Genomic DNA, 15819 nt, shown 5'->3' with positions numbered 1-15819 from the left:
GCCATGCGCATGGGCATGCAACACATCGGGTGGGGACTGCTGTGGGGGCTTTGGCTGGCCCTGGCGCCCCTCAGCGTCCGGGCGCAGGCAGTGACGGTCCGTGCAGAAGCGCGGCCTACGGTGGCTTCCGCAGCGGGCACCGTGCAGTACACCCTGCGCATTGAGACCCCGCCGTCGCAGGCGATTCAAACGCCGCAGCCGCCGGCTACCACCAACGCCGTGCTTACGCAGCGCACGCCGAGCCGTCGGCAGGAGGTCTCGTTTAACAGCGGGACGATGAAGCGTGTCGTTACCTTCACGTGGACGTATCAGCCCCTTCGCGTGGGGCAGTTACGGTTTCGCCCGCTCACCCTCTCCGTAAACGGCCAGTCGTACACCACCCAGCCGATTCGTGTGCGCGTGGTGCCCAGCGGGCAAGCGCCGGCCTGGCGTGCACCGCGCGCGCAGCGGCCCGCGCCTGATCCGTCTTCCCGCTTAAGTACCGACGACCTGTTCATACAAGCGGCCCTGAGTGACTCAACCGTTTACGTGGGCGAGCAACTCACCCTAACCTACTGGCTGTATTTTCGTCCGGACGTGCGGATGCGGCGCAGCCGGATGGCTCGTGCGTGGAGCGCGCCGGGATTTTGGCAGGAGCCGTTAGATGTCGATATGCTGCCGCGCTCGCTGCCCACGGTGTTCCTGCGGGGGCGTGCCTACAAGCGCATCATGCTGAAGCGCGCGGCGCTCTTTCCGCTGCACCCCGGGGCGCTGCGTATTGAGCCGTTACAGATCCGGACAGAAGCATACGCGACGGGTGCCTATTCCGGCGATCCGCTGCTTGCGCCGGCCGATCCTTACGAGACGGTGGCGCTCAGCTCCGATGCGCACACGGTGACGGCGATCGCGCGCCCGCCGGGGGCGCCGGCGGCGTTTTCGGGGGCTGTGGGCACCTTCAAGCTGCGCGTTACGCCCACCGTCGACTCGCTCGTGCTGGGAGAGGCGGTGCAGGTGCGCGTAACGATCGCAGGGCGCGGCAACCTCCCGATGATTCGCGCGCCGCGGGTGGAGGCTCCGCCTACCGCCACGGTGTATGCACCCGAGGTGACCACCGACATTGTGCGCGATAGCACGTCGCTGCGGGGCATGAAGCGTTTCACCTTTACCGTGGTCCCGCAAGAAGGAGGCGCCTTGAGGCTGCCGCCGGTGCGGTTTGCGTACTTCGACCCGGCGCGTGCGACATACGTGGTGCGTACGTCCGATGCGGTGCGGTTGCATGTGCAGCCGCAGGCCAACGCCTTTGCAGAACAGTCCCCGGCGCGCCCGCTCAACGACGTGACGCCGCTGCTGCACACCGTGCGCGGCACGGCCCGCGCGCCGCTGCACCGCCAGCTATGGCCGTACGCGGCGCTGCTGCTTCCCCTGCTTGGGGCTACCGGCCGGTGGGTGTATCAGCGCCAGCAGGCCCGTGGGGACGGTACGCCTGTACAGGAGCGGGCCTCGGCCGATGCGCTGCTCAACGCGGCCCGCGCTTCTCGTGCAGACGATCCGGCGCGTGCGGCCCACCAGGTGGAACAGGCGCTTCGCGTCGCGCTGCAGGCGCGCACCGGGCAGCCCACCCGCGGGCGGACCCACGATCAGCTGCGCACCCTGATGGCGCGCCACGATATGCCCGACACGCAGCGGCAGGCCGTGGTGGAACTGCTTGCGGCCTGCGAGCGCCTGTCGTATGCCCCGCAGAACGGCGGATCCGCGGAGGCGTCTGCAGTACTTGCCCGCGCCGAAGCGCTCCTCGCTACACTCTCACACCGCGCGCCCGCAGACTGACATGCTCCTTGTTCTTCTCCTCATTGGTAGCATGACGGGTCCGCCGGCCGATTCGCTCTTTGCCGCCGGCAACGCGGCCTATGCCCGCGGGCACTACGCGGAGGCCGTGGCTGCCTACCAGCAAGCGGTGCGGAGTGGACGCGCGCACGGGGCGTTGTACCACAACCTGGGCAATGCGTACGCGCAACTGCAGGAGCCCGGCGAAGCGTTGTGGGCGTACGCCCGGGCCGAGGCCCTGCTGGGCCCCACCGACGGCCTCCGCCACAACCAGTCGGTGGTGCATGCGCGGCTGCCGCGTTCTACAGTCTTTCGTGCGCCGTTGCCTGCGTGGTACCGGGCAACGATGGCGTGGCCGCTGGTGTGGCTGTTTGCGGGCGGCCTCGTGCTTGGTTGCGCGGGCGGCGCGTGGGGACTGTGGCGCCCGCCGGCATCCCTTGGGCGCTACGGCGGCGCTGTAACGGCTCTCGTTGGCGCACTCGTATGTGTGAGCAGCCTGGGGCTGTCCTACGCCCAATCGCAGGTTCATACCGCCATTGTGCTGGATGCTAACGTTCCGCTACGGTCGGCTGCGCAGACGCAGGCCGCTGCTGACACTTCCGTCTCGGAGGGCACCGTCGTGCGGGTGTTGCAGGCCGACAGCGCGTGGGCGCAGGTCGAATGGGCCCGCAACCGGGTGGGATGGCTCCCGCGGCGCGCGCTCGGCTACGTAACCGTTCACGCCGAGCGCGAACGCGACGCAGATGTTGAGGCGGACGACGAGGCGGCATCCTCCAGCGGCTCGTCCAGGTCCATCAGGTCGTCGACGTCTTCCAAGCCGGCACCACCCGAAAAGACGTCTTCAATCTGACGCACGGACTGCTGGGTCTCTTCCACTTCCTCCATGAGCTGGTCGAGCTGGAAGGAGATCGCCTCGGGATCCTGAAGGGTCCACGATTGCTCGTGGATGTACTTGAATACGTCCTCGATGGTGCCCAGCTGGGCCCCGATAATTTCCAGGTTTTCGTGGCCCCGTGTGAGGCGGTCGCGGCGCCGCTGGAGGATGTGCAGGCGGCGCTTCTTTACGGCCTGCACCCGCTCGGAGGCGTCTGCGATTTCATCTTTCAGGGTTGCGATCGTGCGGTCGATGTCGGCATCGCGCGAGGCGTCCATGTAGCGGCGATAGCGTTCGCGCTGATGCAGCATCTCCAGGTACGACGACAGCAGGTCGTCGAGCTTCTTGAGATGGTTGTCAAGCATCCCCTGCGCCGCGTAGCTGAGGTCGCGGTAGTTCGTCGCGATTTCCGTGCGGAGCTTGCGCAACCGCGCGTAGCGCCGCTGGCTGTGGCGCGTCAGCTGGCGGAAGAGTTCTTTTTGAGACGGCGGCTTGCGGGCTTCCGCGGCTTGTTGCGACCGGATGTGCCGCTTGAAGCGGGCATTGCGTGGCATGACGCCCAGGTACAGGAGCTCGCCACCGGTCGCCAGAAAGAGAATCACCTCAAACAGCCAGGGCGGCGCGCCGGGCACCATGCTGATGCCGATGGCGAGGGCTGCCGCAGCGGTAAGAAACACGAGGTTCCACTGGTGGAGAAAGGCCGCCCGGGTGTAATTAATTTCAGCGGATGTCATAGACCGTCCATCGCAAGTCAAAAGTGCGTCTACCCATAAGACGAACGACAGGCCCGAAGGGTTACGCGTCGGACGCATCGATGCGTCCGATGGTCTTCTGAACGGATGGTTCGTCTGCTGTAGAGGCCGGGGCATCGGGGCGGTCGGCCGGTGGCCCCATGGTTTTTTCCGTCGACGACGGGGCGCCGCCGGAGTGGGCCATCTGTTGGGCTTTGAATTGCCGGACGAGCGCTTCGGCCCGGGCGCGGCGCTGCTCCTTTTCGTGGTGGGCATCCGCGGCGGCATCTGAAGCAGCATCGAGGGCCACTTCAAGGCGGGCCTCGCCGCGGGCAATCTGCTCGGCGAGGCGTTCGGTGAGCGCTGCGCTTTCGCGAAGGAGGCCCGCCGCCCGCGTGGTCATCTGCGCCAAGGCCTGCTGCACGCGATGCGACGCTCGGGCGTTTGTTTGCAACGCGCGCAGTCGGCGTTGCGCACGTAGTTTTTCCTTCTCGGCGGCTTTGATTCGCTCAAACTCTTCGTTGGTCATGGCGCGCAAAGGCAACGGTACGTAGGGCGAGGCAGCGTGCTACTCTGCGGACGTGCGGTTTTTGCCAATGGTCTTGACCTCGTCGGCCGATTCTTTCTCGTCCGGGAGCTCCAGGCGGTCCGCAGCGGCCGTGTCTTCGGTTGCTTGTTTGCCGTTACCCAGCCCCATTTCGTTGCGCATCTGCTTAACTACTTCTTGTGCGCGCAACTTTTCGGCGTCCTCCTCAATTTGCATGCGCTCGGTATCCATCGAGTCGAGGGCGAGCTCCATGCGCGCCTCGTTCTTGGCGGTCTGCTCATCGAGCTGCTGGATCATCTCGTCGTGGGTCTGGTCCATGCCGCCCACTTCAAACTGCTCCAGCGTATCGGCAATTTCGGCTTGCCACTTGGCCCGCTCGTGGGCGCGGAGCGCTTCTTTGGCTTCCTGGATCTTGCGCTCTTTCTCGCGCATGAAGGCCTTCTTCACCTCCAGTGCTTTGTCGTAAGCGCGCCGGGCGTTTTCGAATTGTTTTTTGGTGCTCGCGAGGCTCTCGCGTTCCTTTTCCAGGCGCACCGCATACTCGGTGGCGATGTCGTCGCGGTCTTGCTGAATGGCCGCCTGCACGCGGCTCGTCAGCTTCTGGACGTTCTCCTCAATCTTGTCATGCTCCTTGCGCAGCATGATCATGTTGGCTTTTACCGTGGCGATGTTTTCGTTCATCTGCGGGACCTGGTCGTTGAGCTCCCGGATGTTTTGCTCAAGGATCAGGCGGGGGTTTTCCATCGCCGAGACGGCCCCCCCAAAGATAGACTTGACGAAGCGGGTGAAGCGAGACCAAACAGACATAACAAGCAGGAGATCGAGTGAACGCGGGTCGCGCGAGAGCCTAAGAGGGCTCACTATCGGTTCACAGTACGCCTGCAACGGTGCAAATGTTACAGGCAGGCGGTTCCGTCTGCCAGATGCGCTGCACGGGCGGTCTTACGCCACGGATGTCCACCCATCGTCGCTGTAGCGAGCCATGAGGACGTTGGAGGGCTCGGGGGCCTCGGGACCGAAGGTGAAGGCTTCACGGATGGATGCGGCCGTGGCGTCCATCCGGTCGGTATGGGTCCCATAGATACGAGCGAGGCACGCGCCGGGTGCAACGGAATCGCCGATGTGATGCTCTAACCCGAAGCCCGCGGTGGGATCGACGGTGTCCTCTTTGGTGCGCCGCCCCGCGCCCAGGTCGACCGCCGCCCAGCCCAGCGCGAGGGCGTCGAGATCGGTGACGTAGCCGGAGGCGTCTGCGGGCGCGGTCACTTCGTAGGCCGGGGCGCTGCCGGGGCGCGCGTCGGGGTCGTCAATGACGGACGGGTCGCCGCCTTGCGCGGCCACGAGGGTTCGCAGGCAGTCGAGCGCCTGGCCATTGGCGACGGCGGCCCGGGCTTTGGCGCGCCCCGCGTCGGGCGTATCGGCGACGCCGCCGAGGGCCAGCATCTCGCCGGCCAGGGCGTAGGTGACCGTCATCAGGGGCGTGTCGTCGTGTGCGCCGCGCAGGGCCGCAATGCTTTCCACCACTTCCGGCCAGTTGCCCACAGCGCAGCCCAGCGGCACGTCCATGCGTGTCATGAGCGCCACGGTGGGGGTGTCGTGCGCGGTGCCGATGCCTACCAGGGTTTCGGCCAGGGCGCGGGCGTCGGCCTCCGACTTCATGAAGGCGCCGCGTCCGCATTTTACATCCAGCGTGAGGGCGTCGATGCCTTCCGCCAGCTTCTTGCTCATGATGGACGCCGCAATCAGCGGAATCGATTCGACGGTCGCCGTTACGTCGCGGAGCGCATAGAGCTTGCGGTCGGCGGGGGCGAGGTCGTCGGTCTGCCCAATGAGCACGATGCCTAACTCGTCGAGTTGGGCTTTGTATTCAGTCAGCGACAGGTCGGTGCGGAAGCCGGGAATGGACTCCAGCTTGTCGAGTGTGCCGCCGGTATGGCCGAGGCCGCGCCCCGAGATCATGGGTACGGGTACGCCGCAGCTCGCCACGATGGGCGCGAGGATCAGCGACACCTTGTCGCCCACGCCGCCGGTGGAATGCTTGTCGACCTTGGTGCCGGGCAGCGCGGAGAGGTCGAGCACGCGCCCCGAGTGGAGCATGGCGTCGGTGAGGGCGGCGGCTTCGCTGTCGGAAAAGCCGTTGAGGAAGCCTGCCATGAGCAGCGCGCTCATCTGGTAGTCGGGCACGTCGCCCGCGGTGTAGGCCGCGATGAGTGCACGAATGTCATCAGCGGCTAGGGCGCGGCCGTCGCGTTTGGCTTCAATCAGTCGGGCAGGCGTCATGCGGAGAGACGAGGTGAGGAACAGGGCAGGAAGTCAAATAAAAAAGGGCCACTCCGCCGGGAGCGCCCCTTTTCGTACAGATGGCGCAGCGTGGGCTACGCGTCGTCGTCTTCGTCGTCGTCGCTATCGTCGGTGATGCCGTAGCGGCGATTAAATTTCTCAACGCGGCCCGCGGTATCCACAAACTGGCGGCGCCCCGTGTAAAACGGGTGGTTGGTGGAGTCAACCTCTGAGGCGTAGGTGTCGCGGTCCATGGTGGAGCGCGTCACAAACTCGGTCCCGTCAGCCAGTTGAATGGTGACTTCGTTGTACGTGGGGTGGAGATCCTTCTTCATGGGCAGTTGTCAGTCGTGGCGCAACGAGCAGCTTCCTTCATCAGAGACATCTGCACGAGATGGGCGTCGAAAGGTTTCCGCAAAGAGGGGGCCTTGATCGGTAGTTCGCGAAGTGCGCAAAGAAGCGCGGGCTATGATGCGCCTCAGGAGGCGACGGGCCGCGCGGTATCGAGCGTATCTTCGTGCGGCTGGGCGGCGTCGTCGGCCAGGCAGGAGGCCACCAGGTGCTCTTTCGAGAAGTCGCCGCCGGAAACCCAGCGCAGCCATCCCTCGCGGCCCAGCATCGTTTTGCGGATGTGGTTGATGGATTGTTGGTCGATGACGCGTCGCCGCTGCACGATGCCCATGAGGGCTTCCAGGTAGCGCGCCTTGCGCTGCAGTGCGGCGCGGCCGTCGGGGACGATGCCGCGGTGGCTGCAAAACAGAACGTCGCACGGATGCTCCAGCACCCGATGCAGGCTAGCGAGGAGCTGCTGTACGTCCTCGTCGAAGCGCAGGTACTGCGGACGCGGGGTGATAAACAGGTCGGCGCTAAAGAGCCAGCGGCGTTCGGGCACGTAGTAGCACACCATGTCGTCGGCGTGGCCGGGCGCGGCGATGGGGTGCGCGTGCACGTTGTCGCCCAGGGCGAGGGGTGCGTCGGGCAGGGGGCGGGCCTCGACGGGGGTGGGGCGGCCCCACACCACCCACCGGTACCACTCGATGGAAAAGCCGTCCCGCAGCCGATCGAGGCTGGCGCGGGGCGCATACACCGGGCAGTCGAGGTGCTCGGCGAGGCGCGCGGCGTTGCCGGCATGGTCCTCGTGGTGGTGGGTAAGCAGAATCTGCTCGATGCCGTGGGCCGCGTGTTGCGCCTCGGCAAAGGCCCGCACCGCCGCCCACTGGTTGGGCGGGCCCGTGTCGATGAGGGTGTGGCCCACGCGGTAGCACACGGCCTGCGTGCTAGGGCCCCAGGCAAAGCGCCCCACCTGCAGGCCGGCGACGGCGTCTTCGGCAAACGTAAACGTGTTGGCGTGGCCCATCATCGTCGCTAGTGGTCGGTCGGTGCTTCAGCGGGCGTGGCCGGCGTGACGGTCGCGGTGCAGTGGGGGCAGCGCGAGGCTTCCACCGGAATGTCGGAGATGCAATGGGGACACTTCCGATGCGTGGGCACGACGGGCTCGGGGGTGTCTTGCGGCGAACGTAGCTCGTTGATGTAGCGCACCAGCACGAACACCGCAAACGACACCATCGCAAAGCTGATGCAGCTGTTTGCGAAGGTGCCAAGGTTAAGTGTTACCGCACCGGCATCGCGGGCCGCTTGCAGTGTGGCATACGGCGGCGGTGTGGTGCCGTGCTCAATCACCACAAACCAGTTGGTGAAGTCCACGTCGCCCATGAGCGCGCCCAGCGGCGGCGTGAGGATGTCCTTGACGAGCGACTGTACGATGCCGTTAAACGCCGCGCCGATGATGATGCCAACGGCCATATCCACGACGTTGCCGCGAATGGCAAACGTTTTGTATTCTTCGATGAAGCCCATAGGTTACGCGGTGTGCGAGCGAGCGGAAGCGTGGTGCGTAATGGCATCAACCACCGATGAGACATCATCCGTAATCATCAGCTCCTCGGCATATGGCGTGTCGGCCGCTAGCGCCTGCAATAGAGGAAACACGGGCTTGGTTTCCGTCCAGTACGTGGCGTCGTAAAAAACCATGGGGCTGGGCGGGCCGAAGGTTTCGTAGTGGTTTTGGGCAGCGTCCATGAACACCTCTTGGATGGTGCCCGCACTTCCGGGCGCATAAATCACGCCATAATGTGCCATGGCGAGCAAGCCATCTTCGCGAATGCTGTTGGCAAAGTATTTGGCGACGTGCGTGGCGAACAAGTTGGAGGGTTCGTGCCCGTAAAACCATGTCGGCACGGCAAGGCTTTCGTGTCCGTCGCCGTAGCGCTCGCGCACCGCATACGCCCGTTCAAAATACCCGTCGGTGTCGTACTGTGGGGCATCCGACAGCATCTGCACAGCGGCCGTGATGGTATCGGCATCGCGGCCCGCGAGATACGCCCCAAGGTTGGCAGCCTCCATGGCACCGGGGCCGCCCCCGGTGGCTACAAAAAATCCGTTGCGGGTAAGCGCATGGGCGATGCGGGCAATGGCCGTAAACGCCGGGGCGGTGCGGGCCATGCGGTGGCCGCCCATGATGCCCACCACGCGCCGCGAGGGGCGGCCGTCGGGATGCAGCAGGTCGCGCAGCGCGTCGTCGATGGCATGGTCATGAATCCGAAAGGCCAGCGCGTCCATCACGGGCACGTCCGGGCCGCCGTCGAGCTGTTGCTGCTTGTAGTACCGGTAGATGTCGGCGTCGTGGATGTCCTCCAGGCTCGCCGACTGCCCGCGCTCGTACCCGCGCATCAGCTCGTCGGGCGTGTACAGCGACGCCCGGTACGGATGAAACGGCAGCCCCTCAAACGCCGGAAAGACCGTGCCGCCCGTCTGGTGAATGTGGCCTTCGAGGGCATCGGTGAAGCGGCAGCCCAAAAACACCGCATCCTCCGCCGAAACGTCCAGGAGCCGCGCCTCAACCGTGTCGTCGGTGAGGTCGAGGCCCTGCACAACCACATTTTCGAGTGTGCCGTGGTCGGCAACATGATCGAGCAGGGCCGCCACCGATTCCACTTCGATGGCGTCGCAGGGGCGGCAAGCGTACATAGGCGTCCAGGCGAATGGGAGAGAACGGGCGGTCGCGCGCTAGGCATCGTCAGGCGCGTCGAAATGATCGAACCCGCCCGGCTGCAGACCGATGTTTTCGCCGGTGGGCTGCTGGATTTGTACGCCGTCGTCGGGCGGCGTTACATCGCCGATGACGGTGTAGGTGGTGGCGTCAAGGGCTTGCAGGTCGTCCTCGGGCAGCGCAAACAGTAGCTCGTAGTCTTCCCCCCCGAAGAGCGCGTAGGTATCCACGTCTTCGCCAAAGAGGGTGGCGGCGTTGCGCGTGCCGGGGTGCAGGGGCAGCGCCGGGGCGTAGAGCTGCGCGCCCGTTTCACTCGACTGGCAGATGTGGTGCACCTCGGAGGCGAGGCCGTCGGAGATGTCGATGAGGGCGTGGGGTTGTACGCCGGCTTCGGCCCAGTGCTTAATGGTTTGGAGCTGCGCGGGCGGCGCGAGGTGGCGGCGAATGACGTAGTCGTGCCCCTCAAGGTCGGGCTGAAAGTCGTCGCCGGCGTCTTGCAGTTGCTTGCGTTGCTCCAACAAGACCTTGAGCCCGGCATACGAGGCTCCCAGGTCGCCCGTTACGCAGAGCTTGTCGCCCACCTGCGCGCCACCCCGGTACACGATGTCTTCCTCGGCGGCCGCGCCAATGACGGTAACGGTAAGCGAGAGGCCGTGCGCGCCGGTGGTGTCGCCCCCAATAACGCGCATGTCGTACGCCTCGCAGGCCTGGTGCACGCCCTCGTACAGGGTGCGCATCATCTCCACCGACACATGCTCCGGAATGCCCAGGCTGATGGTGGCATACCGGGGGCGCGCGTTCATGGCCACCACATCGCTCACGTTGGCCGAGAGGGCTTTAAAGCCGAGGTGCTCCAGCGGGACGAACGAGCGGTCGAAGTGAATGCCTTCAAGCAGCGTATCGGTGGTAACCACGTGCACCTGCCCGTCGCCCACGCGGTACACGGCGGCATCGTCCGAGATGCCCATCACAAGGGCCTCATCGTTAGCATCGGGCGGACCAAGCGTGTCCCGAAGGTGGGCGATGAGGCCAAACTCGCCAACATCGGAAATAGGTGTGTGCTGCGGTTGCGCGTCGGCGTCCATAGGCAAGGGTTGGATGGTGTCGGGTCAAAAAGCAAATGTATAGGCTAGTTGTTACGTTGCACCCGGTGGCAGGTTTATTGGATCTGCTGAATGACGCGGCGCGCGACGGCTCTTTTTTGCGTATTCAAGGCAAGGGCGCGCTGCGCGGCGGGTGCCTAGCGCGCTCATCATGCTGGGGCCCTACAATTACTCTCTTATGTGGGCCGTGTAGAAATCACAGGTCTGGTTCCTGCAACGTCCATTGCCACATGTTGGTATGTCGCCACGGTGCCCCATGCCGTCGATCCACGTCCGCTGTTCGAAGTGCTGGAAGAAACGTTTACGTTTGCCCCGATGACACGAAGTGCGCTGCGGGCCGCCTTGGGCGCCGACAATGCTACCGATGTCGAGGATCTATATCGGGCCGCAGCGGGCGCCCACGCCGGAGCAGCGTGCGTTGTGACGAGAAACGAAGCGGACTTCGCGCCAAGCCCTCTCAGGGCCTACCATCCCGATGAGCTTGTGGCAGTGCTTGCGTAGTCCGGCTTTTCTATGCGTTCGGTGCAGTGGAGCAAGCCAAACTAGATGTTCAGTTGCGCTATCGGCGTCCGATCATTCACCGCTGCAGGTTTGCAACGGTTGCCGGGCGATTGCGCTAGTATTCAAGTCGGCATGCTGCATTCGTGTGTGCTGGTTTGTACATTGCTACATATTCGCCCGTTTAGGTCTTCTCACCTGTCATGTCCTCGACGCGCACAACCGACATTAGCCAGCTTTTGGAGCCGTCGTCCATCCGCATTGCGTTGGAGGGCGCGAGCAAAGATGCCGTCATCGATGCGTTGGTGGACGTGCTGCGCGGGCATCCCGCCGTTGACAGCATCGAGGCGGTGCGCCGTGCCGTGAAAGCACGCGAGGCCGTCATGTCGACGGGCGTGGGCAAGGGCTTAGCGCTGCCCCATGCGAAAACGGATGCGGTGCGCGAGACGGTGGGGGCGTTTGCCATCACGCAGCAGGGCATCGACTACGGCGCCATCGACAGCGAACCGGTACGGCTCGTGCTGCTGCTGGTAGGGCCCGAGGCGGATAAGTCGCAGCACATCAAAATTCTGGGACGCATCTCGCGGCTGGTGGGGCGCAGCGACGTGCGCGAGGAGCTGCTGGCGGCCGCGTCTCCCGAGGCGGTCATTCGGGCGTTGCGGGCCGGGGAAGCGACGCTGCGCGGGTGATGCGCGGAAACCCGCGATTTGTCCTGCCGTTGCTGTCGGCTGCATCGTGTGTCTTGTTTTCTTCTGGATTGCTATGGCTGTTTCTCGCGACGACGTTCGGCACACCGCGCGCCTCGCGCGGCTCTCGTTTACAGCGGCCGAAGAGGAAGCGATTGCGCACGACATGGAGCGCATTCTGGACTACATGCGCACCCTCCAAGCGGTGGACACCGCGGGCGTGGCGCCGCTGACGCATGTGCACGACGGGCGCACGGCTGACGACGAAGCCACGCGCGAGGATGTGGCGACGCCGCGCATCGACCGAGCGGAGGCCCTGGCGCCTGCTCCGGATACCGACGATGGCTACGTGCGCACGCCGGCTGCGATTGAGTAGACCCGCCGCCCGCTCTATCTCTCACCTGCTGCCTTCCCCATGGCTCGTTCTGATCGCCGCCCCGCGCCCCGCACCCCCGACACGTTCTGGGGACGCCGCTCGCCTACCGCTCGTCACGCGATTGCGCTGGGGTTTCTGCTGATCGTTTCGCTGGCGTTCTTTTCGCCCATCCACTTTGGCGGAAAAAGTTTGTACGGCGGCGACATCGTCAACTGGCGCGGCATGGCCGAGGCCATGATCCAGTACCAAAACGCGACAGGCAACGACGCGCTCTGGGCGCCCAACGCATTTGCGGGCATGCCGGGCTACCTGATTAAGTACGGCCCGGAGGTGCCCCAGGTGGATACGCTCATTACGTGGACGCGCTCGTTTGCGTGGCCCACCTCGCACCTCTTTCTGCTGCTTGCGGGCACGTACCTGCTGGCGTTCTTCCTCACCCGCGATACGTGGGCCGGACTCTTGGCGAGCGTCGGGTTTGGGTTTACCACCTACCTGCCCATTTTGCTGGTGGCGGGGCATCAGACGAAGTTTGTGGCGCTGGCGTTTGCTCCGTGGCTCCTTTTGGCGTTTGTCTACACCCTGCGTCGCCCGTCCTTACTCGGAGGACTCCTCTTTGCCGCGGCCCTCGCGGCCGAGCTGCGCGCCAAGCACCCGCAGATTACCTACTACGTGCTGATGGCGGCGCTGGTGTGGTGGCTGGTGGCGGTGGTGCGGGCGGTGCGCAAAGGCGACACCCGGCCCATCGCCAAGGCCACCGGCTGGCTTGCCATGGGCACCGGGCTGGGGCTCCTCATGGTCATTCAGCCGTACTGGGTGACGTACGAGTACAAGCAGTATTCCGTGCGTGGGGCGGCCTCGGCCCTGGCCGACGGCGCAGCGGCGGCCGGCGGCGGCAGCATGGGCTGGGAAAACGCCATGCGATGGAGCCAGGGCGTGGGTGAGCTGATCACGCTCATCATAGCAAATGCCTTTGGCGGGGCCGCGCAGTACTGGGGGCCAAAGCCGTTTACCGCCGGTCCGCACTACGTGGGTGGGGCGGTGTTTGCCCTGGCAATGCTTGCGCTGTGGAAGGTGAAGCGCCGCGTGGTATGGGGCCTCGGCGCCGCCGCGCTTGCCACAACGCTCTTTGCCCTGGGGCGCCACGCCGCCTGGCTGAACCGCCCAATGTTTGAGTTCTTTCCCTTCTTCGATGCCTTCCGCGCCCCCGAAACGTGGCTCAGCATCACGGCCCTGCTGCTTGCGGTGCTGGGCGGCTTTGGGCTCAATTACTTGCTGCGCGACCGCGCGGCAGATCGCGCGCGGCCCCTCCTGGTCGTCTTTGGGAGCGTCCTGGGCGTTGTGCTGCTGCTTACCGTGGCCAAAGACACCTTCTTCGACTTTGAGCGGCCGGGCGAGCGGCAGCGCTACGAACGGGCCATTCAGCAGCAGCGCCCCGACCTGCCCATCCAGAGTCCGCGCGTGCAGCGCTTCATTGACCAGCAACTGGCCAAGCAAAAAGACGCGCGCCGGGCGGCGTTTCAGTCGGATGCGACCCGCACGATGATTGTGCTCGTGGTGGTGGCGCTCCTCCTGTGGCTGGCGCGCCGCAAAACCCTGCAGCCCTGGGTGGCGGGCGCGCTTGTGGTGCTCGTGGTGCTCATCGACCTGTGGGGCGTCGACAAACGGTTCCTGGGGCCCGATGCGTACTCCACGGCACCCACGGCCGAACAGGCCATTGCCACGTACGACGTGGATCGGTTCCTGAAGCAGAAGATGCGGGAAGCTGGCGGCTCGGGGCACTTCCGCGTGCTACCGCTCGCGCTAAATCCCATGAACAATGCCCAGCCGTCGTATCACTACGAGTCGCTTGGCGGCTACCATGGGGCCAAGCTGCGGGTCTACCAGGATTACATCGATCACATCCTAAACCTTGACGCCGCCGGGCCGCCAAACGAGACGGCGCTCGACCTGCTCAACACCCGTTACATCATCGCCCGGCAGCAACTGCCGGGCACCACCGTGGCGTACCGCGGTCCGCAGACAGGATTGCGCGTGCTCAAAAACCCCGATGCCGTGCCGCGGGCGTTCTTCGTCGGCCAAACCGATGTTGTGCGATCGGCCGAGCAGCTCTTCGCCCGCCTGCGCAGCCCGTCCTTCACCCCCCGGCACACGGCCCTCCTCTCGGAGCCGCTGGCGGCCGACATCGCGCCCATCGACAGTAGCAGCACCACGCAGGTGACGCTCCAAAAACATACACCGCCGGAGCTGCAGTGGACGGTGCAAACCAACAAGCAGCGCCTGCTGGTCGTGAGCGAAATCTACTATCCTGCCGGCTGGCGCGCCTACATCGACGGCGAGCCGGTGCCCATCCACCGCGTGGACTATCTGCTGCGGGGCGTGGTGGTACCGCCGGGGCAGCACACCGTCACCATGCGGTTTGCGCCCGTTGCCGACACCTACGGCACCTGGATTGCCGCAGCCGCCACGGTGGCAGACTACGGCGGCATTGCGGTGCTGCTGGGGCTGCGCTACCGGCGCCGCAACGCGGCCGATGCGGAGGAGACGGACGACGACGGCGACTCGGAGCCTACGTGAGGGCATGTTATGCCGTACGCTGTATGGTTTGCCTCCAACGGACGGCTCCTGCTGTTGGTCGGCGGCATCGTCATCGTGTCGCTCCTCGCGCGGCGCGCCCTTGAGCGCCGCGGCTTGCCCGATCTGCTGGCGTTCTTGGCCCTGGGCATAGCCCTGCGCGCCCTGAACACGTGGACGGGCGTGCTGTCGCCGGCCGTTGGGCAGGGCCTCAACCTGTTGGCCGACGTGGGCATCATCGTGCTGCTCTTTCGGGTGGGCATGCGCTGCAATGCCGTGGCCCTTTGGCAACGCCTGCCGCGCGCCCTCCCCATTGCGGCCACCACCATGCTCTTTGGCGGAATGCTCGTGGTGGGCATTGCCGCCCTGGGCTTTGGGCGCTCGTTGCTGTCGAGCTTGTTTTTGTGCATCGCCCTTGCGGGAACGAGCGTGGGCGTGGCCTCGCGGCTGTGGCAGCGGCATGGCGTCCTGAACGCGCCGGAAGGGTTTCTGCTGCTGGATGTGGCCGAGCTGAACGACCTGCTGAGCGTGGTGGGGTTTGCGGGGCTCTTGGCGCTGGCCGCGCATCTCAACGAACCCCGGCTGGTGGATTGGATGAGTCCGGCGGCGCATGCGGTGGGAGGGCTCCTGCTCAAACTCGCGGGCCTCACGGTCATCAGCTTCGTTTTGGAGCGCTACGTCGCGCCCCTCGTCACCGATTTGTTGGACACCGGTGCCGATACGTTGCTCGTGCTGCTGGGCATGGCCCTGCTCGTCAGCGGCCTCACGGCCCTGGCCGATGTGCCGATTGCGCTCGGCGGCTTCTTTGCCGGTCTGCTGTTTAGTCGGCAATCGGTGGCGTCAGACATCGACCCGGCGTTCGATACGCTCTACGACCTGTTCGTTCCGTTCTTTTATGTGGGCATCGGGGTGTTGGTGGACGGCCGGGCCGTGCTTGCAATCCTCCCGTTTGCGGCAACGCTGCTTGCGGCGCTGATGGTTGGGCAGGGGCTCGCGGCGTACCTCCCGGCGCGCCAGCTGATGGATGCCACAACGGCCCGCCGCTTTTCGATCAGCTTGCTTCCGCGGTCCGGCATTCCCCTCATCATCGCAGAAAAAGGGTGGCAGCAGAACGTTCTGTCGAGGGCCGACTTCACCGTGGTGGTCGTTATCGTGCTGGCTACGCTGGTGGGCGTTCCGCTCCTGCTACAGCTGTATCTCCCGGAAGGGCCGGAGGGCCCGGCCGAAGATCCCGAGCCGTCGGGGCCGCCGGCCGGACGCTAGCTGCTCGTTTCTATCGTTTGTTTCACCCAACTGCTGCT

General features: G+C 65.3%; 14 protein-coding genes and 1 pseudogene. 6 read left to right on the top strand and 9 right to left on the bottom strand.

Annotation, left to right across the window (positions count from 1 at the left end):
• Window positions 1-9: 9 nt before the first annotated feature.
• Complete coding sequence (locus SALLO_RS0108050; RefSeq protein ID WP_169577904.1) at window positions 10-1806, top strand: BatD family protein; 1797 nt, start codon at window positions 10-12, stop codon at window positions 1804-1806.
• Window positions 1709-2494, top strand: a pseudogene (locus SALLO_RS18165) (hypothetical protein); the annotation flags it as partial. The gene SALLO_RS0108050 and the pseudogene SALLO_RS18165, both read left to right, overlap by 98 nt.
• A 26-nt stretch (window positions 2495-2520) precedes the next feature.
• On the opposite strand, the gene SALLO_RS18905 reads toward SALLO_RS18165, so the two are convergent.
• The 9 genes from SALLO_RS18905 to thiL form a co-directional block, all read right to left on the bottom strand.
• On the bottom strand, window positions 2521-3411 hold the full coding sequence (locus SALLO_RS18905; RefSeq protein WP_022835795.1) for a hypothetical protein: 891 nt from the start codon (window positions 3409-3411) through the stop codon (window positions 2521-2523).
• A gap of 61 nt (window positions 3412-3472) precedes the next feature.
• Window positions 3473-3937, bottom strand: coding sequence for a hypothetical protein (locus SALLO_RS0108040; protein ID WP_022835794.1), 465 nt, complete (start codon window positions 3935-3937; stop codon window positions 3473-3475).
• Between the two features lie 39 nt (window positions 3938-3976).
• Complete coding sequence (locus SALLO_RS0108035; RefSeq protein WP_022835793.1) at window positions 3977-4762, bottom strand: PspA/IM30 family protein; 786 nt, start codon at window positions 4760-4762, stop codon at window positions 3977-3979.
• 135 nt (window positions 4763-4897) lie between these two features.
• A complete protein-coding gene (locus SALLO_RS0108030) occupies window positions 4898-6235 on the bottom strand; it encodes a thymidine phosphorylase (protein WP_022835792.1) in 1338 nt (445 codons plus the stop codon).
• 95 nt (window positions 6236-6330) lie between these two features.
• A complete protein-coding gene (gene rpmE / locus SALLO_RS0108025; protein WP_022835791.1) occupies window positions 6331-6570 on the bottom strand; it encodes a 50S ribosomal protein L31 in 240 nt (79 codons plus the stop codon).
• 143 nt (window positions 6571-6713) lie between these two features.
• A complete protein-coding gene (locus SALLO_RS16090; protein WP_022835790.1) occupies window positions 6714-7595 on the bottom strand; it encodes an MBL fold metallo-hydrolase in 882 nt (293 codons plus the stop codon).
• A gap of 5 nt (window positions 7596-7600) precedes the next feature.
• Window positions 7601-8092, bottom strand: coding sequence for a large conductance mechanosensitive channel protein MscL (gene mscL / locus SALLO_RS0108015; RefSeq protein ID WP_022835789.1), 492 nt, complete (start codon window positions 8090-8092; stop codon window positions 7601-7603).
• Window positions 8093-8095: 3 nt separating this feature from the next.
• Window positions 8096-9262 carry an LOG family protein gene (locus tag SALLO_RS16085; RefSeq protein ID WP_022835788.1) on the bottom strand — a complete coding sequence of 389 codons (1167 nt, stop codon included), beginning with the start codon at window positions 9260-9262 and terminating at the stop codon, window positions 8096-8098.
• A 39-nt stretch (window positions 9263-9301) separates the two neighbouring features.
• On the bottom strand, window positions 9302-10369 hold the full coding sequence (gene thiL / locus SALLO_RS0108005) for a thiamine-phosphate kinase (RefSeq protein WP_022835787.1): 1068 nt from the start codon (window positions 10367-10369) through the stop codon (window positions 9302-9304).
• A 719-nt stretch (window positions 10370-11088) separates the two neighbouring features.
• Between thiL and SALLO_RS0107995 the strand changes: the two genes are divergently transcribed.
• The 4 genes from SALLO_RS0107995 to SALLO_RS0107980 all read left to right on the top strand — a co-directional run bounded on the left by SALLO_RS0107995 (window position 11089) and on the right by SALLO_RS0107980 (window position 15781).
• Complete coding sequence (locus SALLO_RS0107995; RefSeq protein ID WP_022835786.1) at window positions 11089-11574, top strand: PTS sugar transporter subunit IIA; 486 nt, start codon at window positions 11089-11091, stop codon at window positions 11572-11574.
• Between the two features lie 73 nt (window positions 11575-11647).
• Entirely contained in the window at window positions 11648-11947 is a 300-nt protein-coding gene (gene gatC / locus SALLO_RS0107990; RefSeq protein ID WP_028567041.1) for an Asp-tRNA(Asn)/Glu-tRNA(Gln) amidotransferase subunit GatC, read from the top strand.
• Window positions 11948-11986: 39 nt separating this feature from the next.
• Window positions 11987-14521 carry a YfhO family protein gene (locus SALLO_RS16075; protein ID WP_051141337.1) on the top strand — a complete coding sequence of 845 codons (2535 nt, stop codon included), beginning with the start codon at window positions 11987-11989 and terminating at the stop codon, window positions 14519-14521.
• 9 nt (window positions 14522-14530) lie between these two features.
• Window positions 14531-15781: a cation:proton antiporter gene (locus SALLO_RS0107980; protein ID WP_022835785.1), complete on the top strand. Its 1251-nt coding sequence runs from the start codon at window positions 14531-14533 to the stop codon at window positions 15779-15781.
• Window positions 15782-15819 lie beyond the last annotated feature (38 nt).

It is taken from the genome of Salisaeta longa DSM 21114, from assembly GCF_000419585.1.
Lineage (GTDB): Bacteria > Bacteroidota > Rhodothermia > Rhodothermales > Salinibacteraceae > Salisaeta > Salisaeta longa.
The sequence above is the reverse complement of the archived record's forward strand: the minus strand, read 5'-3'. Positions and strand labels throughout refer to the sequence as shown.